General features: G+C 58.1%; 24 protein-coding genes. 15 read left to right on the top strand and 9 right to left on the bottom strand.

From position 1 onward, the window contains the following. The first annotated feature begins 116 nt into the window (after nucleotides 1-116). The 6 genes from ACQG2G_RS16715 to ACQG2G_RS16690 all read left to right on the top strand — a co-directional run bounded on the left by ACQG2G_RS16715 (nucleotide 117) and on the right by ACQG2G_RS16690 (nucleotide 7711). Entirely contained in the window at nucleotides 117-722 is a 606-nt protein-coding gene (locus ACQG2G_RS16715; protein ID WP_014832999.1) for an ankyrin repeat domain-containing protein, read from the top strand. A 106-nt stretch (nucleotides 723-828) separates the two neighbouring features. Then, nucleotides 829-2370 carry an acyl-CoA synthetase FdrA gene (fdrA, locus tag ACQG2G_RS16710; protein WP_029883714.1) on the top strand — a complete coding sequence of 514 codons (1542 nt, stop codon included), beginning with the start codon at nucleotides 829-831 and terminating at the stop codon, nucleotides 2368-2370. Then, a complete protein-coding gene (locus ACQG2G_RS16705; protein WP_013098406.1) occupies nucleotides 2370-3785 on the top strand; it encodes a DUF1116 domain-containing protein in 1416 nt (471 codons plus the stop codon). The genes fdrA and ACQG2G_RS16705 overlap by 1 nt, the downstream gene beginning before the upstream one ends. Before the next feature lie 11 nt (nucleotides 3786-3796). After that, nucleotides 3797-5377 (top strand): xanthine permease, encoded by a 1581-nt coding sequence (locus tag ACQG2G_RS16700; protein WP_013098405.1) that lies wholly within the window; start codon nucleotides 3797-3799, stop codon nucleotides 5375-5377. Continuing rightward, complete coding sequence (locus ACQG2G_RS16695) at nucleotides 5374-6330, top strand: carbamate kinase family protein (RefSeq protein WP_205918721.1); 957 nt, start codon at nucleotides 5374-5376, stop codon at nucleotides 6328-6330. Before ACQG2G_RS16700 ends, ACQG2G_RS16695 begins: the two co-directional genes overlap by 4 nt. Before the next feature lies 1 nt (nucleotide 6331). Beyond that, entirely contained in the window at nucleotides 6332-7711 is a 1380-nt protein-coding gene (locus ACQG2G_RS16690; RefSeq protein ID WP_094084778.1) for an amidohydrolase family protein, read from the top strand. A gap of 95 nt (nucleotides 7712-7806) precedes the next feature. Here the strand turns inward: ACQG2G_RS16690 and ACQG2G_RS16685 are convergent, their stop codons facing one another. Further along, complete coding sequence (locus ACQG2G_RS16685) at nucleotides 7807-8727, bottom strand: LysR substrate-binding domain-containing protein (protein WP_348595939.1); 921 nt, start codon at nucleotides 8725-8727, stop codon at nucleotides 7807-7809. A gap of 215 nt (nucleotides 8728-8942) precedes the next feature. On the opposite strand from ACQG2G_RS16685, the gene ACQG2G_RS16680 reads away from it, so the two are divergent. From ACQG2G_RS16680 to ACQG2G_RS16660, 5 genes are all read left to right on the top strand, one after another. Beyond that, the gene (locus tag ACQG2G_RS16680; RefSeq protein WP_013098401.1) at nucleotides 8943-10274 is read left to right on the top strand and encodes an MFS transporter; all 1332 of its coding nucleotides are present in this window, start codon (nucleotides 8943-8945) and stop codon (nucleotides 10272-10274) included. A gap of 35 nt (nucleotides 10275-10309) precedes the next feature. Then, on the top strand, nucleotides 10310-11059 hold the full coding sequence (locus ACQG2G_RS16675) for a glucose 1-dehydrogenase (protein ID WP_348595940.1): 750 nt from the start codon (nucleotides 10310-10312) through the stop codon (nucleotides 11057-11059). Between the two features lie 12 nt (nucleotides 11060-11071). After that, a complete protein-coding gene (locus tag ACQG2G_RS16670; RefSeq protein ID WP_013098399.1) occupies nucleotides 11072-11917 on the top strand; it encodes a transketolase in 846 nt (281 codons plus the stop codon). After that, a complete protein-coding gene (locus ACQG2G_RS16665) occupies nucleotides 11917-12915 on the top strand; it encodes a transketolase family protein (RefSeq protein WP_072200340.1) in 999 nt (332 codons plus the stop codon). The genes ACQG2G_RS16670 and ACQG2G_RS16665 overlap by 1 nt, the downstream gene beginning before the upstream one ends. Nucleotides 12916-12989: 74 nt before the next feature. Further along, a complete protein-coding gene (locus ACQG2G_RS16660) occupies nucleotides 12990-13724 on the top strand; it encodes a class I SAM-dependent methyltransferase (RefSeq protein WP_061771956.1) in 735 nt (244 codons plus the stop codon). Here the strand turns inward: ACQG2G_RS16660 and ACQG2G_RS16655 are convergent. Beyond that, the gene (locus tag ACQG2G_RS16655; protein WP_061771957.1) at nucleotides 13718-14320 is read right to left on the bottom strand and encodes a short chain dehydrogenase; all 603 of its coding nucleotides are present in this window, start codon (nucleotides 14318-14320) and stop codon (nucleotides 13718-13720) included. The genes ACQG2G_RS16660 and ACQG2G_RS16655 overlap by 7 nt on opposite strands. A gap of 97 nt (nucleotides 14321-14417) precedes the next feature. Between ACQG2G_RS16655 and ACQG2G_RS16650 the strand changes: the two genes are divergently transcribed. From ACQG2G_RS16650 to ACQG2G_RS16640, 3 genes are all read left to right on the top strand, one after another. Beyond that, complete coding sequence (locus ACQG2G_RS16650) at nucleotides 14418-15305, top strand: LysR family transcriptional regulator (RefSeq protein ID WP_040023513.1); 888 nt, start codon at nucleotides 14418-14420, stop codon at nucleotides 15303-15305. A gap of 19 nt (nucleotides 15306-15324) precedes the next feature. Then, a complete protein-coding gene (locus ACQG2G_RS16645) occupies nucleotides 15325-16506 on the top strand; it encodes a PLP-dependent aminotransferase family protein (RefSeq protein WP_061771958.1) in 1182 nt (393 codons plus the stop codon). 85 nt (nucleotides 16507-16591) lie between these two features. Then, complete coding sequence (locus tag ACQG2G_RS16640; protein ID WP_061773058.1) at nucleotides 16592-17110, top strand: DUF6622 family protein; 519 nt, start codon at nucleotides 16592-16594, stop codon at nucleotides 17108-17110. 2 nt (nucleotides 17111-17112) lie between these two features. On the opposite strand, the gene ACQG2G_RS16635 is transcribed toward ACQG2G_RS16640, so the two are convergent. Beyond that, nucleotides 17113-17532, bottom strand: coding sequence for a nuclear transport factor 2 family protein (locus ACQG2G_RS16635; protein WP_061771959.1), 420 nt, complete (start codon nucleotides 17530-17532; stop codon nucleotides 17113-17115). Between the two features lie 98 nt (nucleotides 17533-17630). Between ACQG2G_RS16635 and ACQG2G_RS16630 the strand changes: the two genes are divergently transcribed. After that, the gene (locus tag ACQG2G_RS16630; protein WP_038980944.1) at nucleotides 17631-18362 is read left to right on the top strand and encodes a helix-turn-helix domain-containing protein; all 732 of its coding nucleotides are present in this window, start codon (nucleotides 17631-17633) and stop codon (nucleotides 18360-18362) included. 146 nt (nucleotides 18363-18508) lie between these two features. Here the strand turns inward: ACQG2G_RS16630 and ACQG2G_RS16625 are convergent, their stop codons facing one another. From ACQG2G_RS16625 to ACQG2G_RS16600, 6 genes are all read right to left on the bottom strand, one after another. Then, the gene (locus ACQG2G_RS16625; protein WP_038980942.1) at nucleotides 18509-18856 is read right to left on the bottom strand and encodes a HigA family addiction module antitoxin; all 348 of its coding nucleotides are present in this window, start codon (nucleotides 18854-18856) and stop codon (nucleotides 18509-18511) included. A 10-nt stretch (nucleotides 18857-18866) separates the two neighbouring features. Further along, nucleotides 18867-19166: a type II toxin-antitoxin system RelE/ParE family toxin gene (locus ACQG2G_RS16620; protein ID WP_014832979.1), complete on the bottom strand. Its 300-nt coding sequence runs from the start codon at nucleotides 19164-19166 to the stop codon at nucleotides 18867-18869. Between the two features lie 253 nt (nucleotides 19167-19419). Beyond that, nucleotides 19420-19857 (bottom strand): hypothetical protein, encoded by a 438-nt coding sequence (locus tag ACQG2G_RS16615; RefSeq protein WP_080453047.1) that lies wholly within the window; start codon nucleotides 19855-19857, stop codon nucleotides 19420-19422. A gap of 323 nt (nucleotides 19858-20180) precedes the next feature. After that, nucleotides 20181-21350 carry an HlyD family efflux transporter periplasmic adaptor subunit gene (locus ACQG2G_RS16610; RefSeq protein ID WP_086528237.1) on the bottom strand — a complete coding sequence of 390 codons (1170 nt, stop codon included), beginning with the start codon at nucleotides 21348-21350 and terminating at the stop codon, nucleotides 20181-20183. A 10-nt stretch (nucleotides 21351-21360) separates the two neighbouring features. Beyond that, complete coding sequence (locus ACQG2G_RS16605; RefSeq protein WP_061771961.1) at nucleotides 21361-23553, bottom strand: type I secretion system permease/ATPase; 2193 nt, start codon at nucleotides 23551-23553, stop codon at nucleotides 21361-21363. Beyond that, nucleotides 23550-24953 carry a TolC family outer membrane protein gene (locus tag ACQG2G_RS16600; protein WP_045294743.1) on the bottom strand — a complete coding sequence of 468 codons (1404 nt, stop codon included), beginning with the start codon at nucleotides 24951-24953 and terminating at the stop codon, nucleotides 23550-23552. The genes ACQG2G_RS16605 and ACQG2G_RS16600 overlap by 4 nt, the downstream gene beginning before the upstream one ends. Between the last annotated feature and the right edge of the window lie 19 nt (nucleotides 24954-24972).

The following is a 24972-nucleotide window of genomic DNA, read 5'->3' as shown; positions in this document are numbered from 1 at the left end:
CGTTGAATTTAACTCAACAATGAATTGACTGTCGATGAATGATTTTTAAGCGGATTCTTTTCTGAAAGGGCTGTTGCTATTCTCAGGTCATCAGCAACACACCATCGGGAGTCTGTATGTCTGCGAACGAACTTGTGACGGAATTTTTACTGGCGGCAGAGCAGGGTAATGTCGACGCGCTAAAAGCCTGCCTTGAGAAAGGTGTCGATATTAACGCCACTAACCGTCAGAAAAGAACCGCCATTGTTATTGCCAGCCTGAAAAAACATTACCCCTGTGTCGCGTTATTAATTGACGCCGGTGCGGATATAGATAAACAGGACCAGACCTGTTTTAACCCCTTCCTGATAAGCTGCCTGACCAATGATTTAACCCTGCTGCGGCTTGTTCTGCCCGCCAACCCGGATCTGGACCGCCTGACGCGCTTCGGCGGAGTGGGGATTACGCCCGCCAGTGAGAAAGGACATGTGGAGATTGTCCGCGAGCTGCTGGAAAAGACCGATATCAACGTTAATCACACCAATTTTGTCGGCTGGACGCCGCTGCTGGAAGCCATTGTCCTGAATGACGGCGGCCCGAAACAGCAGGCGATCGTGAAGCTGCTGCTGGACCACGGTGCGAATCCGCACATGACCGATAAATACGGTAAAACCCCGCTCGAACTGGCGCGGGAAAAAGGCTACCACGCGATAGCTGACCTGCTGCTGGCGGCGGGCGCGTAATTTATTCGGCCAGCCTGTTTCCGGCTGGCCCCCATTTCAAACGTATTTTTCCGACGTGCATTTTGCACGACGGCGGCCCCCTTTTATCCGCATTCAGGAGAAAATAATGCCCACAAAAATCGTGATTAAAAAGAACACGTATTTTGACTCCGTCTCATTAATGTCCGTTTCCACCAAAGCCAATAAATTGCCGGGCGTTGAGCAGGCCTTTGTGGCGATGGCGACGGAAATGAACAAAGGCGTATTAAAAAATCTCGGGCTGTTAACGCCGGAATTAGAGGATGCGAAAAACGGCGATCTGATGATCGTCATTAAAGGCGACGCGGCCAATGATGAAACCCTGGCGGCGATTGAAGCGTTATTTACCCGAAAAGAGAGCGCGGGCACCCATGAAGCACGCTACGCGACTCTGGCCAGCGCGAAAGCCCACCGTCCCGACAGTAACCTGGCGGTGATTTCAGTAAACGGCATGTTTGCGGCACGCGAAGCGCGCAAGGCGCTTGAAAACGATCTCAACGTGATGCTCTTTTCCGATAACGTATCCCTCGACGATGAGCTGGCGCTCAAGCAACTGGCGCATCAGAAAGGGCTGCTGATGATGGGGCCAGACTGCGGCACCGCTATTATCAACGGCGCAGGACTGTGCTTCGCCAACGCCGTACGCCGCGGGTCGATAGGCATTGTCGGGGCGTCCGGCACCGGTAGCCAGGAGCTGAGCGTGCGCATTCATGAATTTGGCGGCGGGGTATCGCAGCTGATTGGCACCGGCGGGCGCGATCTCAGTGAAAAAATCGGTGGTCTGATGATGCTCGACGCCATCGACATGCTGGAGGCCGACGATGCCACCCAGGTCATCGCGCTGATCTCCAAACCGCCAGCGCCAGCGGTGGCAGAAAAGGTGCTGGCGCGTGCCCGGGCCTGTCGCAAACCGGTCATCGCCTGTTTCCTTGGTCGCAACGAACCGCCCGCCGATGAAGACGGTCTGCAGTTCGCCCGCGGCACCAAAGAGGCGGCCCTGAAGGCCGTGCTGCTCACCGGTATCAACAAAGCGTCCCTTGACCTGCATCCGCTCAACTGGCCCCTGATTGAAGAGGTGCGCGCCCGTCTCACTCCGCAGCAGAAATACATTCGCGGTCTGTTCTGTGGCGGCACCCTGTGTGATGAAGCGATGTTCGCCGCGCTTGAGAAGTACGACGACGTCTACAGCAACATTCAGCCCGATCCGGCGAAACGCCTGCGCGACATTAACGTCAGCCAGGCTCACACCTTCCTCGATTTTGGGGATGACGATTTCACCAACGGCAAACCGCACCCGATGATCGACCCGACCAACCGCATCAGCCGCCTGCTGCAGGAGGCGCGCGATCCGGAAGTGGGCGTAATTGTGATGGACTTCGTGCTGGGCTTTGGCGCGCATGAGGATCCGGTCGGCGTGATGCTCGATGCCATTAAAGAGGCGCAGGCGATTGCGAAAGCCGATAACCGTCCGCTGGAGATCCTCGGCTATGTGTTGGGCACCGACCAGGATCCCCAGTCGCTGGCGCAGCAGTGTCAGCTTTTGACCGATGCCGGCGTGATCTGGGCCAGCAGCAGTACTAACACCGGATTACTGGCACGCGAATTTGTCTGCAAAGGGGAGAACGCCTGATGACCACCTTATTCAACCAACCGCTGAACGTCATTAACGTCGGTATTGCGCTGTTCAGTGACGATCTTAAAAAACAGCACGTCCCCGTCACCCAGCTCGACTGGGCACCGCCGGGGCAGGGCAATATGCAGATCGTCGAAGCGCTCGACCAGTTGGCCGCGGAGCCGCTGGCAGAGAAGATCGCTGCCGCCAACAAGATTGCGCTGGAGCGCATCATTCAGTCCCACCCGGTGCTGGTGGGGTACGACCAGGCGATTAACGTTGTGCCGGGGATGACCCGTACCACCATTCTGCATGCCGGTCCTCCGGTGAGCTGGGAAAATATGTGTGGCGCGATGAAAGGCGCTGTCACCGGCGCGCTGGTGTTTGAAGGGCTGGCGAACGATCTGGAGGAGGCGGCAAGGCTGGCGGCTTCAGGCGACATCACCTTCTCGCCGTGCCACGAGCACGACTGCGTGGGCTCGATGGCGGGCGTCACCTCCGCGTCGATGTTTATGCATATCGTTGAGAACAAAACCTACGGCAACCGCGCCTACACCAACCTCAGCGAGCAGATGGCGAAGATCCTGCGCATGGGCGCCAACGACCAGAGCGTCATTGACCGTCTGAACTGGATGCGCGATGTGCTTGGCCCGATGCTGCGCGACGCCATGAAGATTATCGGCGAAATCGATCTGCGCCTGATGCTGGCTCAGGCGCTGCACATGGGTGACGAATGCCACAACCGCAACAACGCGGGCACCACGCTGCTGATCCAGGCGCTGACGCCGGGGCTGATCCAGGCGGGCTATCCGGTGGCGCAGCAGCGCGAGGTATTTGAGTTTGTCGCCAGCAGCGACTACTTCTCCGGCCCGACGTGGATGGCGATGTGTAAGGCCGCGCTGGACGCCGCCCACGGCATTGAGTACAGCACCGTGGTCACCACCATGGCGCGTAACGGTTACGAGTTTGGTCTGCGCGTCTCTGGCCTGCCAGGGCAGTGGTTCACCGGCCCGGCGCAGCAGGTGATTGGCCCGATGTTCGCGGGTTACAAGCCGGAAGACTCCGGGCTGGATATCGGCGACAGCGCCATCACGGAAACCTACGGTATCGGCGGCTTTGCGATGGCGACGGCCCCGGCGATTGTCGCGCTTGTGGGCGGTACGGTGGAAGAAGCCATCGATTTCTCCCGCCAGATGCGCGAAATCACCCTCGGCGAAAACCCGAACGTCACCATTCCGCTGCTGTCGTTTATGGGCATTCCAACCGCCATCGACATCACCCGAGTCGCAGGCAGCGGCATTCTGCCGGTTATCAATACCGCTATTGCCCACAAAGACGCCGGTATTGGCATGATTGGCGCGGGCATTGTTCACCCGCCGTTTAGCTGTTTTGAAAAGGCGCTGTTGACCTTCCGCGATCGCTACTTTTTATAAGGCAAGCATCCATGAAAAACATGAAACTGGAGTGGAAAAGAGGTGACTGGGCGGCATATTTCGGGTTGATGACCAACAACCTGACCAATTTGCTGACCATGATGGGGTTGCTCATTTTTGTCGTCGGCATCCCGAAGGAGATTGTTTATGGACGCATCGCGCCGGCCTTCGGGCTGGCGGTGCTGGTGGCGAGCGTCTGCTACGCGTGGTTTGGCCTGCAGATGGCGCGCGCCACCGGACGAACGGACGTCACCGCGCTGCCGTCTGGCCCGAGCGCGCCGTCGATTTTTACCGTTACTTTTCTGGTCCTGATGCCGGTCTACCAGCAAACCGGTGACGCGGATTTTGCCATTCAGATCGGTCTGGTGTGGTGCTTTGTCGAGGCGATGATTCTGGCGGGCGGCTCTTTCCTGGGGGAGACCATCCGCAAGATGATCCCGCGTACCGTGCTGCTCTCGTGTCTGTCGGGCCTGGGCCTGCTGTTGCTGGCGATGAACCCGATGCTGCAGGCGTTTGAAGCGCCCACCGTGTCGTTCATTGTGTTGCTGCTGATCTTCATTAACTGGTTCGGCAAAAAACCGATCTTCGCCAGGATCCCGACCGGTCTGCTGTTGTTGATTGCTGGCACGGTGTTAGCGTGGATCTCCGGCCTGCAAAGCCCGGAGGCAATCAAAGCCTCGATGTCCTCTTTCGGCTTTAACCCGCCCGAAGTCCATGTAGAAGGTTTCCTGCAGGGCTTGCCGCACGCGCTGCCGTACCTGGCGTCTGCCGTGCCGCTGGGGCTGGCGAACTACATCTTCGACCTGGAAAACATTGAAAGCGCCCACGCGGCGGGAGACGAGTACCCGACCCGCAAGGTAATGCTGGCGAACGGCCTGGCCTCCATGCTCGGCTGCCTGATGGGCAATCCGTTCCCGGTGACGGTCTATGTGGGTCATGCGGGCTGGAAAGCGATGGGCGCCAGCATCGGCTACACGCTGGCCTCCGGCGTGACCATGTTTATCGTGCCGCTGTTCGGGCTGGGGGCGTTTATGCTCGCCATCATTCCGATGACCGCCATCGTGCCGATCCTGGTGTTTATCGGCGTTGTCACCGCCAACCAGGTGGTGAGGGAAACGCCCAAAGTGGAGGTGCCCGTGATTTTCATCTGCCTGTTCCCGTGGATCGCCAACTGGGCGTTGACCATGATGAACAGCGTGATGGGCGCGGCGGGCACCAGCGCGGCGAAAATCGGCACCGACGTGCTGCACAGTAAAGGGATCTACTACGAGGGGCTGGTGCATCTGGGCAGCGGCGCACCGCTCGCCAGCATGCTGTGGGGCTGCATCGCCATCTTCGCCATTATCAACAAACCGCTGCGCGGCGCCGTTGCTGCCGCCGGTGGCGCACTGCTGGCGCTGTTTGGCGTGATCCACGCCCCGGTGGTGGGCTTTGCCGAAGGCAGTTCGCTGATGTTTGTGACGGCGTATCTGATGATGGGCGGCATGTTTGTGGTGAAGCATGTGCTGGATATCTCTGTTAATCCCCCTCTCCCGGTGGGAGAGGGCCGGGGTGAGGGCACCAGAACGCACCTTCTAAAGGAAACAAAATGAAAGAGCTTATGGTCGTCGCCATTGGCGGCAACAGCATTATCAAAGATAACGCCAGCCAGTCGGTTGAACATCAGGCGCAGGCGGTAAAGGCGGTGGCAGAGTCGGTGCTGGAGATGCTGGCCTCGGACTATGACATCGTGCTTACCCACGGCAACGGCCCCCAGGTGGGGCTGGATCTCCGCCGCGCCGAAATTGCCCACGAGCGGGAGGGACTGCCGCTCACGCCGCTGGCCAACTGCGTGGCGGATACGCAGGGCGGGATCGGCTACCTGATCCAGCAGGCGCTTAACAACCGCCTGTCTGCGCGCGGTGAGCAAAAAGCGGTCACCATCGTCACTCAGGTGGAGGTGGATAAAAACGATCCGGGCTTTAGCCACCCGAGCAAGCCCATCGGCGCGTTCTTCAGCGAAGCGCAGCGCGATGAACTGCAGCAGGCGCATCCGGACTGGCACTTTGTTGAGGATTCTGGCCGGGGCTATCGTCGCGTGGTGGCGTCGCCGCAGCCGTTACGCATTGTTGAAGCCGATGCCATCAAGACCCTGACGCAAAAAGGCTTTGTGGTAATTGGCGCGGGCGGCGGCGGTATTCCGGTGGTGCGCACTGAGCAGGGCGATTACCAGAGCGTTGACGCGGTGATTGATAAAGATCTCTCCACCGCGCTGCTGGCGCGCGAGATCCGCGCCGACGTGCTGGTGATCACCACCGGGGTCGAAAAAGTGTGCATCCACTTTGGCAAGCCGAATCAGCAGGCGCTGGACACGGTGAGCGTGGCGCAGATGACGCGTTACAAAGACGAGGGCCATTTCCCGGCGGGCAGCATGCTGCCCAAAATCGTCGCCTCGCTGGAATTTTTACGCCATGGCGGCAAGCGCGTGATCATCACCTCGCCAGACTGCCTGCCCGCCGCGCTGCGCGGGGAAACCGGTACCCATATTGTTAATGAAGGAAGATAAGATGAGTGAAAATAAAAGCCGCCGTGAATTTATCAGCCAGAGCGGCAAAATGGTCACCGCCTGCGCGCTGTTTGGCGCGACCGGTTCCGTCGCGTATGCTGCCGATTCCGCAAAACCAACCTGCGAGACAGGCAAACCGATGAACATCACCGCTAAACACTACTACCTGGACAACGTGCTGCTGGAGGCCGGATTTAACGTCGACGGCGGCGTGGCGATGAGCACCCGCACCGAGCTGAAAACGCTGGAGATCAAAGACGGGAAAATTGTCGCCCTGCGGGATAACAAAAGTTACGCGGACGCCACCCTGCCGCACTATGATGCGGGCGGCAAGCTGATGCTCCCGGCGATGCGCGATATGCACATTCACCTGGATAAAACCTTCTACGGCGGCCCGTGGCGTTCGCTCAACCGCCCGGCGGGTACCACCATTCAGGATATGATCCGCCTTGAGCAGAAGCTGCTCCCCGAACTCCAGCCTTATACCCAGGAGCGCGCCGAAAAGCTGATCGATCTGATCCAGTCGAAAGGCTCCACCCTCGCCCGCAGCCACTGCAATATTGAACCAGTCTCGGGTCTGAAGAATCTCGAGAACCTGCAGGCGGTGCTGGCGCGCCGCAAGCCCGGATTTGAGTGCGAGATCGTGGCGTTTCCACAGCACGGCCTGCTGCTGTCGAATTCCGAAAAGCTGATGCGCGAGGCGATGCAGGCCGGGGCGCACTACGTGGGCGGGCTGGACCCGACCAACGTTGACGGGGCGATGGAGAAATCTCTCGACACCATGTTCCAGATTGCGCTGGATTACGACAAAGGGGTGGATATTCACCTGCACGAAACCAGCCCGGCGGGCGTGGCGGCGGTGAACTACATGGTCGAAACCGTGGAGAAAACCCCGCAACTGAAGGGCAAACTGACCATCAGCCACGCCTTTGCGCTGGCCACGCTCAACGAGCAGCAGGTGGACGAGATTGCCACCCGCATGGCGGCGCAGCAGGTGACTATCGCCTCCACCGTGCCGATTGGCACCCTGCATATGCCGCTGAAGCAGCTGCGCGATAAGGGCGTGTTTGTCATGACGGGCACCGACAGCGTGATCGACCACTGGTCACCGTACGGTTTAGGGGACATGCTGGAAAAAGCGAATCTCTACGCCCAGCTCTATATCCGCCCTAATGAGCAGACGCTGTCCCGCGCTTTAGGTATTGCGACCGGTGACGTACTGCCGCTGAACGACAAAGGTGAACGCGTCTGGCCGAAAGGGCAGGACGACGCCAGCTTTGTGCTGGTTGACGCCTCCTGTTCCGCCGAGGCGGTGGCGCGCATTTCACCGCGCACCGCGACCTTCCATAAGGGGAACCTTGTCTGGGGCACGGTGGGTTAATGTGCATTTTTCCCTCTCCCGGTGGGAGAGGGTTGGGGTGAGGGCAACAGGCCGCAGATTTTGTAGGTCGGGTAAGGCGAAGCCGCCACCCGACGTTACAGATGATAACCCGACAGCCGCAGCTCCCGGTCAATCCACTCAACGAACTGCTGGATCTTCCACGCGCGTTCATGCATATGCGGCATTACCAGATGATGCGCGTTAATGGCGATCCCCATCTCATCCGGCAGTACCTGCACCAGTGAGCCATCTTTCAGGTGGTCTGTCGCCATCATTTTGCTCTCAAGAATAAATCCCAGCCCCATGCGCGCCGCTTCAAAGCTCATATAGGAGCGGTCAAAGCTGAGGCTGAAGTTGAGCCAGGGCCTGTCGATATTGTGCCAGGCGAACCATTTTTCCCAGTTCACCAGCGTGCTGGTGGACGAGATGAGTGACTGTTGCAGCAGATCGGTGGGGGTGCTGATGGGGTGTTTTTGTGCATACTCCGGCGAGGCCAGCACCACCAGCGTGTCGTTTTTAATGGTCATCACCCGGTAAGCATCCCAGTCCGGGATACCGTGGCGGATATCAATATCAATATTATCTCTGGCGAATTGCAGATTCTCATAGGAGCAGGTGAGATTGATGGTGATATCGGGATATTCGGCACGAAACTTACCCAGGCGGCGCAACAGCCATGACAACCCGAAGGTGGGCGAGGAGTGCACCCGAAGCACGGCGTTATCTTTCTCTTTGACGATCTGATCGGTGGCGCGTCCGATGGCGCTCATCGCCGCCGAGACCTCCCGCAGATATTTTTCTCCCGTTGGGGTGAGCTGAACCCCTTTGCCGCTGCGGATGAATAATTTCTTGCCCATCCACGACTCCAGCGACGCGACCTGATGGCTGACCGCAGACGGGGTGACGTTGAGCTGCTCCGCCGCCTGATGGATGCTCAATGCGTTTGCAACGGCAATGAACGCCTGCAAATTTCTGAGCGAGGGCAGTGATAACGTCTGGCGATCCTGCGCGGACATAGCCTACTCCTGTCATGTTTATTGATAAAAAACATAACATTGAGACGACATGCGGGCAATTTAATCCAGATGTTATTTTTTTGAGCTGTATCGCGAATCAAATTTATCTCAGCAATAAATGAGGTTTATTGAATGGTGTTTCATTCATGAGCCGATATATTGACCTTGAACGTAAAAATAAAACGACTCACGTTGTTCGAATAATGAGGTAAGTTATGTCTCGTATAGAACATGCTGTCCCCTACATAAACACTAAAAAAACCAATTACCGTTTCGTTGTGCTGGCATTAATTTTTATTGTGTATGCCATTAACTATGCTGACCGAACAAATATTGGTGCAGTACTGCCCTTTATCATTGATGAGTTTCATATTAATAATTTCGAAGCCGGTGCCATCGCCAGTATGTTCTTTTTGGGATACGCATTGAGCCAAATTCCAGCGGGCTTTTTTATCGCCAAAAAGGGTATTCGCGGCATGGTGGCGCTGTCGATATTCGGCTTCTCGGCGTTTACCTGGCTGATGGGCACGGCAACCTCGGTTCTTGGGCTGAAGTTTATTCGTCTGGGGCTGGGGTTAACGGAGGGGCCGTGCCCCGTCGGGCTGGCCTCCACCATCAATAACTGGTTTCCACCAAAGGAGAAAGCCACCGCCACCGGCGTCTACATCGCGGCCACCATGTTCGCGCCGATCCTCGTGCCGCCGCTGGCGGTGTGGATCGCCATGACCTGGGGCTGGCGTTGGGTCTTCTTCTCCTTCGCGATCCCCGGTCTGGTCATTGCCGTTCTGTGGTATTTGCTGGTGCGCACCAGACCATCAGAGAGCGCATTCGTCTCTAAAGCCGAACTGGAGACCATTACTGTGGGTCAGGAGACGCCGGATGCCAGACGGGAAAACATCGTGATTTCACCGGGCTTTGCGCGCCTTGACCGCCTGATTCGCGTGCGGGACTTAGCCCCGGTGAGTACGGTAAAAGGCCTGTTTACCTCGAAGAATATCCTCGGCGATTGTCTGGCCTATTTCATGATGGTCAGCGTGCTGTATGGCCTGTTGACGTGGATCCCGCTCTATCTGGTGAAAGAGAAAGGCTTTACGTTTATGAGCATGGGGCTGGTCGCCAGTATGCCGTGCATCGGCGGATTTATCGGGGCGATTTTTGGCGGTTACGTATCCGACAAACTGCTCGGCCGTCGGCGTAAACCGACCATGATGTTTACCGCCATCAGCACCGTGTTAATGATGGTCATCATGCTGAATATTCCGCAAAGCACCGTTGCGGTTTGCGTGGGGCTGTTTTTTGTCGGCCTCTGTCTGAATATCGGCTGGCCTGCTTTTACGGCTTACGGTATGGCGGTTGCAGACAGTAAAACCTATCCGATAGCTGCGTCAATTATCAATAGCGGCGGAAATCTCGGCGGATTTGTTTCCCCGATGCTGGCGGGTTTTCTGCTGGATAAAACAGGAAGTTTTAACTCTGTCTTTATTTATTTCGGTGTTTGTGCAGCGATTGGCCTGTTTGTGATTATGTTGCTGGATGAACCGAAATAAAAAATAAATTCCTTTTACCATAGTGGAGTAAATATATGCTACTGAAAGATAAAGTCGCCGTTATTACCGGCGCGGCTTCTGTACGCGGTTTGGGTTTTGCCACGGCTAAATTATATGCCGGGCAGGGTGCGAAGGTGGTGATTATCGATTTAGATGCTGAGGCCAGTCGGGCAGCGGCGGCGAATCTGGGTGAAGAGCATCTGGGCCTTGCGGCGAACGTCAGCAATGGATTACAGGTTAACGCCGCCATTGAGCAGGTGCTGGGAAAATACGGGCGCATCGATATTCTGGTGAATAACGCCGGAATTACTCAGCCGATTAAGCTGATGGATATTAAACGCGAGAATTACGACGCGGTGCTGGACGTCAGCCTGCGCGGCACGCTGCTGATGTCCCAGGCGGTGATCCCCACCATGCGCGCACAGAAGTCGGGCAGCATTGTCTGCATTTCATCGGTATCAGCACAGCGCGGTGGCGGTATTTTTGGCGGCCCCCACTACAGCGCAGCTAAAGCAGGTGTTCTGGGCCTGGCGAAAGCGATGGCCCGCGAGCTGGGTCCGGATAACGTACGCGTAAACTGCATTACACCCGGCCTTATCCAGACGGACATCACCGCAGGCAAGCTCAGCGATGAGATGAAAACCGCCATCCTGGCGGGCATTCCGCTTAACCGCCTCGGCGACGCGCAGGATATTGCCCGCGCCGCGCTGTTCCTTGGCAGCGACCTTTCGTCTTACTCCACCGGTATCACGCTCGACGTGAACGGCGGCATGCTGATCCATTAAGGAGACTCGACGATGACGGATACCACAGTTCAACAGGTTGCCGCGGCGGCATGGCGTATTCGCCGCTATGCGCTGCGCATGGGCGAAGTGCAGGGGCAGGGCTACATCGGGCAGGCGCTGGGCTATGCCGACGTACTGGCCACCGCGTTTACCCACGGTATGAACCTCAAGCCGGACGAGCCGGAGTGGGAAGGTCGTGACCGTTTTCTGCTTTCCCACGGTCATTACGCCATTGCCTGTTATGCCGCTCTGATTGAAGCCGGGATCATTCCTGAAGAGGAGCTGGAGACCTACGGCTCGGACGACAGCCGCCTGCCAATGTCCGGTATGGCAACTTACACGCCGGGCATGGAGATCTCCGGTGGTTCGCTGGGACAGGGGTTAAGTATTGGGGTCGGCATGGCGCTGGGGCTGAAGCACAAGCAGAGCGCGGCATGGGTCGTTAACTCCATGTCGGACGGTGAGCTTGACGAAGGATCAACCTGGGAAGCGGCTATGTCTGCAGCGCACCATGGCCTGTCGAACCTGATCGTGCTGGTGGACATTAACCGCCAGCAGGCAGACGGCAATTCGCACAAGATCCTTGGCTTTGAGCCGCTGGAAGATAAATGGACCTCGTTCGGCTGGTATGTGCAGCGCGTAAATGGCAACGATGTCCCTGCGCTGGTGGCGGCGTTTGATAACGCCAGACGCTATCCGGAAAACCAGCCACGCGTCATTTTGTGCGACACGCTGATGGGTAAGGGTGTGCCTTTCCTCGAACAACGTGACAAGAACCATTTTATTCGCGTGGATGCTGACGAGTGGCAAAAGGCACTCGCCGTGCTGGATGCCAACAAACCTGAAGGAGTGCTGTAATGAGCCAGATAACGGAGAAAAAACCGCGTTTAACCACGTCGGCCATGATTGCCTCTATTGCGGAAGACGGCCAGGAGACGCGCTCTGCACCGTTCGGCCATGCGCTGGTGAAGCTGGCGGAACAGCGCCCGGAAGTTGTCGGTATGACGGCGGATTTGTCGAAATATACCGATCTGCATATCTTTGCCCAGGCGTATCCGGAACGTTTCTTCCAGATGGGGATGGCGGAGCAACTCTTGATGGGCGCGGCCGGGGGAATGGCAAAAGAGGGGTTTATTCCCTTCGCCACGACATATGCGGTCTTTGCCACCCGTCGTGCCTACGATTTTATTCATCAGGTTATCGCCGAAGAGCATCTCAACGTGAAGATATGCGCTGCACTGCCGGGGTTAACCACGGGCTACGGTCCGAGCCACCAGGCGACGGAAGATATTGCGATTATGCGCGGTATTCCGGGGATGACCATCATCGATCCCTGCGACGCGATAGACACCGAACAGGCTGTACCGGCGATCGCGGCGCACAATGGGCCGGTGTATATGCGACTGCTGCGCGGCAAGGTGCCGGTGGTGCTGGACCAGTACAATTACCAGTTTACGCTGGGCAAAGCCGCGCTGCTGGAAGAGGGGAGCGACGTCCTGATCATCGCCTCAGGGCTAATGACCATGCGCGCGCTGGAGGCAGCAAAGCAGCTGCGTAAGGATAACGTCAGCGTGGCGGTACTGCACTCGCCCACCATTAAACCGCTGGATGAGGAGACCATTCTGGCGCAGGCCGCGAAACCTGGGCGGCTGGTGGTGGTCGCCGAAAACCACAGCACTGTAGGGGGGCTTTGTGAGGCAGTGGCGTCGTTGCTGATGCGCCATCGCGTGCATGTCGACTTTGATACCGTTGCGCTACCGGATGCTTTCCTGGATGCAGGTGCGCTCCCGACGCTTCACGATCGCTACGGGATCTCAACGGCAGCCATGGTGGAGAAGATCCGGCGCAGGCTTTGATTCGCCAGACGGTTTAGTTGTCAACGGGCGAGGGGTGTTTTACCCTCGCCTCTGTTGCAATGAAGGAGTCCGTGATGGCACAAAATATCTACGACAACCCCGCCTTTTTTGAAGGTTACGCCCAGTTGCCGCGCTCGGTAGACGGCCTGAATGGCGCGCCGGAGTGGCCTGCGCTGAAAAGCATGCTGCCGGATTTACACGGCAAATCGGTTATCGATCTCGGCTGTGGCTATGGCTGGTTCTGCCGCGCGGCGCGTGAGCTGGGCGCTTCTGCGGTAACCGGCGTTGATATCTCCGAAAAAATGCTCGCCCGTGCGGAAGAGCTGACCCACGATGCCGGGATTGTGTATCAACGTAGCGATCTGGAATCGCTGGCGATGAAAGCGAACAGTTTCGATCTGGTCTACAGCTCGCTGGCGCTGCACTACCTGCCCGAGCTGAATACTCTGTTTGGCAACGTTCAGCGTGCGCTGAAACCCGGCGGCAGTCTGGTCTTTTCCATGGAGCACCCGATTTACACCTGCGCGACGCGTCAGGGTTGGCTGACCGACGACGCCGGCGTGCGTTTCTGGGGCGTGAACCACTATCAGGACGAAGGCCAGCGCGTCAGCAACTGGCTGGCAGACGGCGTGATCAAGTATCACCGCACGCTGGGCAGCACGCTTAACGCGCTGATCACCGCCGGTTTAACGGTAAGCGAAGTGAACGAATGGGGACCAACGCAGGCACAGATTGACGCCTGGCCCGCGTTGGCCGAAGAGGCAGACCGCCCGATGCTGGTGCTGATTTCCGCCCGTAAGGATCAGTAACCGACCTTGTAAACGCGGCCGCTCTGCACCCCTTCCACGCTGCGGCGATAGGCTTGCGCCACGGTGGCGGCCGGCACGCTTTCAAAGCCCGGGAAGAAGCCGTCGTACGTTTCGACCGATTCGGTGAGGACCGTCGGGCTTATCAGGTTGATGCGGATCCCGCGCGGCAGCTCGCAGGCGGCAGCGCGAACAAACCCTTCCAGCGCGGCATTCACCGTGGTGGCATTGACGCCCTGCGCGATGGGCTCGTGCGCCACAATCCCGCTAATCAGGGTAATGGAGCCGCCATCGTTCAGGTAGTGCTGGCCGGTCAGCGCCAGACGCACCTGTCCGAGCAGTTTATCCTGTAACCCCTGATTGAAATCGCTGTCTTTCATGGTGGCGAGGGGGCCAAAGTACAACCCGCCGCTGGCGGAGACAATCGCATCCACACGACCGACCTTCTCAAACAGCGCCTGCACGCTCGCCTGTGACGTAATATCCACCTGCTCATCGCCCTGCGTGCGGCCCACGCGGATCACTTCGTGGTGGCGACTGAGCGCCTCCGTTACTGCACGACCGACCGTACCGCTGGCACCAATAATGATGATTTTCATAGCCGACTCCTCATGTTGTGAGTCTTCATTCTTTAATAAATTAAAAGTCGGATAAACTGGGCTAAAGTTAGAAGATTGCTAACCAGAGGTTTGTAATATGGATAAGCTTCGCGGCATGGAAACCTTTATCGCCGTAGTGGAAAGCGGCAGTTTTACCGGGGCGGCCTCCCGGCTGGATATGTCGTCGGTGATGGTAGGGAAGTACATTGCGCTGCTGGAATCCGAGCTTGGCACCCGTCTGCTGGAGCGCAATACGCGACGTCAAAGCCTGACCGACGCCGGGCGGGTCTATTATGACGAGGCGAAGCGGGTGCTGGAGCAGGTGGCCATTGCCGAAAGCGCGGTGGAACGTCTGCGCGCCGCACCGGCGGGCACCCTGCGCGTGACGGCACCTACGTCGTTTGGCGGCTGCGTTATCGCGCCGCTGACCGCCACCTTTCTGCAGCGCTACCCGGCAGTGCGTATCGAACTGGATCTCACTAACCGGATGGTGGATCTGGTGGAAGAGGGGGTCGATCTGGCCATTCGCATTGGTGAGATTCGCAATGACGATCTGGTGGCGAAATACCTGTGCCCTTACAACATGGTGATCTGCGCGTCGCCGGATTATCTGGCGCGCCACGGTACGCCGCAAACGCCTGCCGATCTGGTGGACCATCTCTGCCTTTCCCACACGGTATGGACCGCGCGCAACGAATGGCGGTTGCCGGGTGTGGAGGGCGAAGTGCGCTGGAAGCGCGATGCCATTTTACGATGCAACGACGGCTACGGCTTACGCATGGCGGCGCGCGCCGGGGCGGGGCTGCTTCTGCAGCCGGAGGTGCTGGTGGCGGAAGAGCTGGCAAGCGGCAGGCTGGTTCGGGTTCTGGAGCCGTTTACACCCGCGCCGAGGCCGGTGCATTTACTGTGGCGTCAGGATTTACGTCCCCTCCCGAAGCTAACGGAATTTATTGCTCATATTCTGCTAAGATTGGGCACAATATAAAAAAGAAGGTAATCAAAGAATGTCTGCAAACAAACTCGCCAGCAGCGCGCAGGGCCTGCAATCTTCCGCCATCCGTGAATTATTAAAACATAGCAAAATGGCAGGCGTCATTTCGCTGGGTGGGGGTATTCCTAACCCGGCTTTGTTCGATCACGAAGGCCTGAAAATCGCCGCTGATGCCGTACTGTCGCAGCATTTTGGTGAAGCCTTCCAGTATGGTCTGACCGAGGGTGTGCCGGGACTGCGGGAAGAGATTCAGCGCATCTGCGAAGGGCGCGGGATCCGCTGCAAAGCGGATGATGTGGTCGTGACCTCCGGTTCACAACAATCCCTTGACGTGCTGGCGCGCGCGTTAATTAATCCGGGCGATACCGTCGTCGTCGAACGCCCAACCTATCTTGCCGCGCTGCAGGTCTTTGGTCTGGCGCAGGCGAATTTCGAATCCGTTGGCACCGATGGCGACGGCATGAAAGTGGATGAACTCGAAGCTTTGGTGGCAAATAAACCCATCAAAGCGGTTTATATTGTGCCGACATTTGGTAACCCAGGCGGCGTTACGCTGTCTGAGACGCGCCGTAAACAGCTGGTGGAACTCTCGAAGCGCTATGACTTTGTGATTATCGAAGACGATCCGTACAGTGAAATCAATTACACCGACGAAGTTTTCCGCCCGTTAATTGCCCATGCCAAAGATATCGGCAACGAAGAGAACGTGGTGTATACCTCAACCTTCTCTAAAATTCTCGCGCCGGGCACCCGTGTGGGCTGGGTGCTGGTACCGGAGTGGCTGAAGCGTGCGGTGGTGAACCTGAAGCAAACCACCGATCTGCACACCAGTACGCTGTCGCAGCTGATGACTTACGAATACCTGAAAACCGGGCGTCTGGCCGGGCAGATCAAAATGATCCGCGAAGCCTATCGTCAGAAGTACCAGACGTTCGCCAACGAACTGGAAGCCGAGCTGGGCGATGTGATGTCGTTCCACAAGCCGAAGGGCGGCATGTTCCTGTGGGCGAATATGAAAAATGGTAGTAATACCACGCGCTGGCTGGAAAAGACGTTAAGTAACGGCGTAGTATTTGTGCCGGGCGAATTTTTCTACTGCAATGAGCCAGACCATTCGACGCTGCGTATGTCGTTTGTCACGCCAACGGATGAAGAGCTGAAAGAGGCGGTTCGTCGCCTGAAAAAATCGCTGTAAAAGACCTGCGCATAATGGCGCTCCTGCCGTTATGCGCAATACGCGTTCAGGGCGGCAGGAGCCGCGATCGTCCATGGTGATCTCCATGTTTGAATTTCTGCTCGGTGTCGTTACGCACACACCCGCCTGGGTGTGGGTGCTGTTTATCTTCCTTATCTCCCGCGGCATTAAAGCCCGCAAGCCGGCCACCGTGACGCTGGAGCGGCTTGCTATCATTCCGGGCATTTTTCTTATCTGGGATATTTACGATCTGGTGGTCTATCGCACGCTGACTCCTGCGACTGTTGCATTGTGGACGGCGGGGATCCTTGCCGGTGCGGCACTGGGGTACTTCCTGATTAAGCAGGCGGCTATCACCCGAGCTGAGGCACCGCGCAGCCTCCACCGTCAGGCAGACTACACCGCGCTGCCGTTTATGATGCTGGCGTTCGCGGTGAAGTATGTGCTGGGCGTGATGAGCGCCATCTCTCCCCATACAATGCAGCAACCCGCCATGAGCGCGCTGGCGATTATCTCAGGCGGGCTATTTGCGGGCGTGTTTATCGGAAAATTTGCGCGTTATGTTGAGGTATATAACCGTAGCGTACCGCGCCCGGCGGAGTGACGTTACTCTGTCGCATGGGCCAGCGTGCGATCTGAAGCATCGCCGCTGAGGGCCCGCGTGACTTCATGGATCCGCCAGATTTTCCCTTCACGCAGCGCGGCAAACAGGTAAACCTCGATCTCTGCCTGACGACCGCCAGGATACGTGACCGTCACGATATGCCGGTCAGCCAGAAGTTCGTCATGACAGGCTATCTCCGCCACGGTGAAGGCGATCGTGCGAGTCTGCGAGCTGACGTGGCTCAGGTGCTGGATAAATCCCTGGTAATCAAGCGTGTGACCGTCCGTAACCTGCTGGTAATCGGGCGTAAAGACCTCTGCCGGATCGATATCGCCGTTGAATAAGCGGGTTAACAGGCACGCCATCTTTTCGCGCTGTGCGGCATTGTCGGTGTCGGCTATCAGGGATGTGATTATGCTCATTAAGGGCTCCTTATGTGGTTTAGTCGCCATTATCCTTGACAGCAGAAGACGCAGTTTCTGTAATACGCCGATGAATAACGATTTTCGGTCAAAATGATATGGTCAGTACTGAGACGCTCCTTCATCCTGGCGGGTACCGAACCCCCTGGCACAGCCATCGCGCTGGGCAGCTGTGGCGCATTGCAACGGGTCTGCTGGTGATTGAGTCGCAGCGGGGGCGCTCGGTCGTACCGGCAAAACACATCGGCTGGATCCCGCCAGGTAATCAGCACGCCGCCTTTTCTGAAAGCGCGATAGAAGGCAGCGCCATCTATCTTGACCCCGCCTGCTGTGCAAGGCTTCCCGATGTGCCCGCCCTGTTCGAGCCCGACGATCTTACCCATGCACTGTTTTCCCGCTTAAGCGTTGCTGAAAGCGAGTACGATCCGCGAAAGCTCACCCTGCTGCTGGATGAGCTTGCCGTGGCACCCCAGGTGCACTTTTCTCTGCCCGTGCCGACGGATCCGCGTCTGAAGGACGTAGTCAGGCATTTGCTGCAGTTTGTCGATGATAATCAGACGGTTGAGAGCCATGCCCGCCAGGCGGGGATGAGCGTGCGTACGTTCAACCGTCGGTTTCGTGCCCAGACCGGAATGAACTTCGTTAACTGGCGGCAACTGGCGCGGGTAATGCAGGCAATGGAGTGGTTGGCCGCGGGGAAGCCGGTGGGATGGATTGCGCTGTCTTGCGGTTACAGCAGCGTCAGCGCATTCATTGAGGTCTTCAGCGCGTGGACCGGTAAAACGCCGGGGCAGTGGGCGCTTAAAGAAGCCCCTTTTGGGCGAAGGTAATGCGCGTGGCGTCGTTGAGATCCCGCTCTTTTAACGATTCCGGATTAACCCAGGCGATATCCTGAAATTCGGCATTAAACGTGACTTCCCGGTTGGCGCATGATTTCTTCCTGAAAAAGTATTAAGTAGGTAAATGCTGTGCCGAATCAGGCAACATCCGGTTGGCCACCTTTACGCTTCGCTATGACTTCCGCAACGGTTTTTATACGGCTTAGCTCCTCTTGCGTTCTGGCGTTTGATTGTGCTTCCCAGATATCGACGTTCAGTTGTAAGTTCAACCAAAATTCAATAGTGGTATCAAAGGCTTTTGCCAATTTTATCGCCATATCGGCGGTAAGCTTGCGATTGTTATTTACCAGCGCGCTGATGGTATTGCGGTGTACATTTAGCATCTCCGCCAGATCGCTGATTTTCAGATTGAGCGGTTCAAGATACTCATATTGCAACACGTCGCCCGGCGTGGTGGGTTTGCGGAGTGCCTGTTGAAGTATCATAGGTGGTGCCTCACTTGTGTTGCGTGTACTTGTGTGGAGAGAGATAGAGATCGTCTGCTTTTCCCTCTGCCCAGCGAAATACAAGCCTGTATTGTCTGTTTACCCGGATTGAGGAATATCCCTTCAGCGGCGGATTCAATGCTTCAAACATATTGCCCGGTGGTGAACGCAAATCCCGATGCGAGATGGCTGCATTGATGAGGTCGAGCTTTCTTGCAAGAACGGTTTCCAGATTTGAAGGAATAACATTGCTCGATCTCCCGTAAAGAAAAAAATCCTCAAGCCATTGATCCCGAAAATGATTAATCATAATGCTGGTAAGCTCCAGTCCATGAAGCTGAGTGGATAATAATGCACTCCCGCACAGTGCGCAAGTGCAGTTCTGTCTGCTGTTATGTTACCAGGGGAATGGCTGAAGGGAAGTAGGATGCATGACTAAAGGTTAATTCTCCGAGGTGGATTCCACTTCTGGCGTATGGCTCTATGCCCGGCGGCGCTGCGCTTGCACGGGCCTACGGGCATGTAGGCCGGCTAAGGCGTAGCCGCCACCCGGCAATCCGGGCTCAACCCAGCAACGCGATTCCAGCCTCCGTCCTCAGCCAGCGCGGGGCTTTTAGCTGGTCGGCAAAATATCCAGTGAGTTCAAAGAGCAAATCCCCCATCACGCGTGCGGATCCGGGCGTGAGCGCGCCACTAATCAACAGTTGGGTAATTTCCTCGCAGTAGCGGCAGAGCTGGTCGGATTCGGTGTTGAATACAGGCTCACGTTCGGGAAACCGATCGACGGTGAGACGTTCCTGTAGGTGCTCAGGGATAGGCTCCAGCAGCATTGGGCGGAGCAGGGCAAAAGTCGAGGCAAGACGACCGCAGAGGGCTATTTTTCTCGCGGGATTGGTCTCTTCCACCAGCGCTTCGCAATAGCGTTGGCAATTGTCGGCAAGATCGATGAAGTCGGTGTTGCAGTCGAAAGGGGTCGTGAAAAGTGCGTTACTGGTGGTCATGATTTTTCTCCAATCAGGTAATTAACCCGGCCGCGGAAATGCCAATTTCCGGGTGGCAGGTCTGAACGGAGTTGGCATTACCGGCTTGGAGTGTACCGGCGCGTCTTGCGACGCCCCCGCCCAGCCCACCATTGGAATGTAGCCAGACGCGCGGCGTAACAAGGACTTACGCCGTCTCCAATCATAACCGGGATGCCAATCCCGACGCCAGATTTTGCTGGCGTGGGAGGAACATACGCCCGGTTAACCATAAAAAGAAGAGGGTTATCCAGGAGAAATCCAATCCTGCGAGGCGGCTTCAGGAAATGATGTAAGGCGTTTCATCACCGCTCCCTCAGCGCTTCCTTCGCCCGGTTAAACGGCTTAATCATATAATCCAGCACCGTTTTCTCCCCGGTCTTGATATCCACCGTCGCAATCATCCCCGGCACAATTGAGAAGTGCCTGCCTGCTTTATTCACCAGGTAATCCTGGCTGGTGCGGATAAACACCCGGTAATAGAACACTTCCGGCTTGGCTTCGTCCTGGATGGTGTCCGGTGAAATCGTCTCTACCACCCCGTGCAGCCCGCCGTAAATGGCGTAGTCGTAGGCGGTGATTTTGACCAGCGCTTCCTGGTTCGGGTGGATAAAGGCGATATCGCGCGGCGAGAGGCGGGTTTCGATCAGCAGGTGATCGTCCACCGGCACGATCTCCATCAGCTCGCCGTTGGGCGGGATCACGCCGCCGATGGTGGTGACCTTGATGTTTTTCACGATCCCGCGCACCGGCGATTTCACCGTCAGGCGCGTGACGGAATCCTGACGGCCTTTCAGGATCGCCGAGACCATATCCACCTCCGCGTTGGCTTTTGAGAGCGCCTCGCGCGCCTGAACGTAATACTGCGAACGCACGTCGGTGAGCTTCAGCTCCAGGTCACTTTTCTGCCGCTGCAGGCGCAGCACCTCTACGTGGCTGGCGGCCCCGGTTTTAACCAGCCGCTGGGTGATCGCCAGCTCCTTATTGGCGAGATCGAGCGCGGCACGCAGCTCCCGCTGGGTATCCTCAAGCTGCGCGCGGCGGGAGTTGTAGAGCCGCGTTTCGTCCGCAATCAGCTCCGGCCATTCCTTCAGCGAAGGGGGGAACTTCAACGGCAGATCGTTCACCTCGGCATACAGGCGCGCGCTGGAGGCCAGCGAGGCGCGATAGCGTGCCGCACTTTCGCCGACGTTTGATTCTGAACGCGTGGGATCAAGGCGCGCCAGCACTTGTCCGGCCTGCACCTGATCGCCCTCGTGGACGTTCAGCTCGGTGAGGATCCCCCCGTCCAGCGACTGTAAAACCTGCTCGCGCGAGCTGGGGATCACTTTGCCGGTACCGGTTGAGACCTCATCCAGCACGCCAAACCAGGCCCAGATGCCGAGGACGATAAACAGCAGCAGAGAGAGGATCACGATTCGTCGCGCGCCGGTGTAGCCGCTTTCAGAACCGAGCGCATTATCCAGATCGTCCATTGCCGCGGCATCACGCTGACTGATTTTCATTTTTCCACTCCCTTGCGGCGGCTGCCTGCTGTTGTTGCATGCGGCTGTTGTTCAGCGCCTGCGCTTTCGGGGCATCCATCACCAGCATGCCCTCCTTGAGCACCACCACCCGCTCGACCAGTTCCAGCACAGGCACGCGATGGGTGGCGACGATCAGCGTACGGTGGCCGAGCCAGGCGCTCAGACGCTGGATAAACTCCCGTTCGGTATGCTCATCCAGCGAGGCGGTGGGTTCGTCCATCAGGACGATATTCGGGTCGCGCAGCAGCATGCGCGCCAGCAGGATCGACTGCCGCTGGCCGCCAGAGAGCCCCACGCCGTTCTCCATGATCGGATAGTCCAGCCCCTTCGGCAGCTTCTGCACAAAGCTCGCCGCGCCGGTTAACTCCAGTGCGGCGAAAATCTCCTCGTCGGTGGCGCGCGGCATGCCGAGGGTGATGTTTTCCCGCAGGGTGCCGTAAAACAGCCGTGCGTTCTGGGTCATAAAGCCGACGTTGCGCCGGACATCGGCGACGTCGAGGTGCGGCAGGCTGAGGTTGTCGAGCCGCAGCTCGCCGCCCGCCAGATCCATCCCGCCTGCCATCGCCTGCAGCAGGGTTGATTTGCCCGCGCCGTTACGCCCGAGGATCGCCACTTTCTCACCGGGCTTGATCTCCAGATGGTTGATGCGCAGCGCCATGCGCGGATCCTCCGGGTGATAGCGAAACTGCGCCTGCTCGAACAGGTAGTGACCGCGCAGCACGTCCTGGCGGATCGGCGTCTCCTCGCGCTGGTTCTCGGTAGGTAACTGCATAATGCTGTCCAGCCCCTCTTTTGCTGCTTTCACCTGCTGCCAGCGGGCCAGCACGCCGCACAGCGTCGCCATGGGGGCGATCATGCGCGAGGCCAGCATCGAGGCGGCGACCACCGAACCGGTGGTCAGCGTGCCGTCGATCACCATCGGCGCGCCGACCACGATCACGGCGGCGTAAACCAGGCTCTGGATGGTCATCCCCCAGCTGATCAGATTCTGCGTCAGCTCGCGGGTACGCAGGCCAGATTCCGCGGTGATCTGGATATAGCTGTTCCACTGCTGCAAAAAGCGGTTTTCCGCCTGCATCAGCTTGATGTCCTCCAGCCCCTGCACGCTTTCTACCAGCACCGCGTTGCGCAGGGTCGATTCATGGGCGGATTGTTTCGCCAGCTCCGCCAGTTTCTTCTGCAGCAGCAGGCCGGGCAGAACCATGATCACCGCCGCCACCGGGGCGATCCACGCCAGCTGCGGGGCGATAATCGCCAGCACCACCACAAACAGTAAGAAGAAAGGCAGATCGACAATCGTCGAGATGGTGGAGGAGGTGACCATCTCGCGGATCTGCTCCAGCTCGCGCAGCTGGGAGATAAAGCTGCCGGTAGAGCGTGGGATCGCGCTGTTGCGCAGCCGCAGGGCGTGACCGAACACGCGATCCGAAACGCGCAGATCCGAGCGTTTACCCAGCAGATCCATAATGTGCCCGCGCGCCACGCGCAACACGAAGCCAAACAGGGTGGCGATCAGCACCCCGATGGTCAATACATACAGCGTCGGGTAGGACTGGGCGGGGATCACCCGGTCGTACACCTGCATGGAAAAGACAATCCCGGAGAGCGACAGCACATTGATAAACAGCGCGGCGAGCATCACCCAGCTGTAGGGGCGCAGGTCGCGCATCACCAGCCGGTAGAGCCAGTCCGGGCGGTATTTTGAGATATAGGCGTCCACGCGGCTGTCCTTCAGCGCTGCCAGCGGACGCAGGGCAATAACGTGGCGGATGGCGGGCAGCATCGCCGTCATCGACAAACGGTTGGTGTAGGTCTGGTCGTCAAAGAAGCTGACCTCCAGCGTATCGTCGCCGTCGAAATGTTCGATCACGCCAACCCTGCCGTCGTTTAGCGCCACCACCACCGGCAGACGCCAGCTGTTGATCGACTGCTGGCTGGCGGTAAGCAGCTGAAACGACAGCCCCGCCTCGCGGGCGAGCTGGGTGAGGGCGGGCACCATCGGTTTGCCTTTCAGCCACGGTGCGCCTGCCAGCAGCGCGCCGGGAGAGCAGGCGACGCGGTAGCGCGTGGCAATAAAGCCAAAGGCCTGCGCCCACTGGGCCAGGGCATCATCCGTCATGGGCTCAGCTTGCGGCATATCACGCTCTTTCATGGCTGGATCTCCACGGTCTGGATGGTGCGGTTATCAAGATCGAACGCATGGCGCAGCTGCCCGGTGTTGTAGAGGCAGTTGAGCTGCAGCTGATGCAGCTGGCCAAGGGTCTGTTGCTGGGTGAAACGCGCCTGGTAGACCTCCTGCTCGGCGTTGAGCACATCGAGCAGCGGGCGTGAGCCAAGGTCAAGATACTGCTGCTGATACAGCTCGCGGGTGCGGGCGCTGAGCGCCTCCTGACGACCCTGGATCTGCAGGGTGCTGAGCAGGCTCATCACCTGACTGCGCGCCTCAAGCAGCTTCTGGCGAACCTCAAGGCGGGTGCGCTGAATGGTGGATTGCGCCGCTTCCACGGCGTGTCCGGCAGCGTTACGCCGGGCGGTGAGACCACCGCCCTGATAGAGCGGCATTTGCACTTTCACCCACGCGGAGTATTGCGTGCGATCCCGCGTTTCGTTACCCGCATAGCGGTCGTTGAGGTAGTGACGCACTTCCGGCTCCAGCGAGACGGTCGGAGTCATCTGGGCGTTGGCGTAGTCAAGGTTGGCCTGCGCGACGTTCGCCTGCGCCCAGGCCGCTAACACCGCTGGCACCAGACGATCGTCCGGTTCGGCGATATCACAGCTGCGGGCCAGCTTTTGCGGAAAATCGTTGCCCACCTCGTTGAGGGTGTTCCAGCCGAGAAAACTCATCAGCGTGGCGCGGGCGCTGTCGAGGCTGGCCTGGTACTGCATGAGCTGGGCGCGGGCCCCTTCGATACGGGCATCGGTCTGCACCACGTCAGAGAGCGAGGTAGCCCCTTCGTCGTTACGCTGGCGGGTCAGCTTGCCAATGGAGGAGAGAGCGTCGAGCTGTTCTTTGGCGGTATCGACCATCTGCTGCCAGGTTTGCACTTCCACCATGGCGATGGCGGTATCGTGGGCGATGGTGTCGATGCTCACCAGCACGTTGGCCTGCTGCTGGGCAACCCCGGCGTTTTCGGCACGCACCTGGCTTGCCACCTTGCCAAAGTCGTACAGCATCTGGGAAAGAGAGAGCACCAGCGATGGCGTAAAGCCATTATCGTCGCCATCATGGGTATAGCCATTGTCCATACCGGCGTTAATTTGCGGGTAGTATTTCGATTTGGCGACGTCCACCTCTTCACTCTGTTGGTAGAGTTTTCCTACCGCTTCACTGATGGCCGGGTGCCAGGTGACGGCGCGGTTGACGGCGTCGCCAAGCTGCAGCGTGCCGGGGGCGGCCTTGCCCGCCACAGGCGCCACGCGGCCATTCAGGGAGGGGAGTTCCTGCGTTTCGCGAAGTTGTCCGGTATTAATCATCGCCGCCGGATTAGCGGAGAGTGCGGGCACAGATATCAGGCAGCACGAGAGCCACCAGTAAGGCATCATCTTTCCCATGTCATGTCCCTAATAAAAA

The sequence above is a fragment of the Enterobacter cloacae complex sp. 382A5 genome (assembly GCF_050031095.1).
Classification (GTDB): Bacteria; Pseudomonadota; Gammaproteobacteria; order Enterobacterales; family Enterobacteriaceae; genus Enterobacter; species Enterobacter cloacae.
The sequence above is the reverse complement of the archived record's forward strand: the minus strand, read 5'-3'. Positions and strand labels throughout refer to the sequence as shown.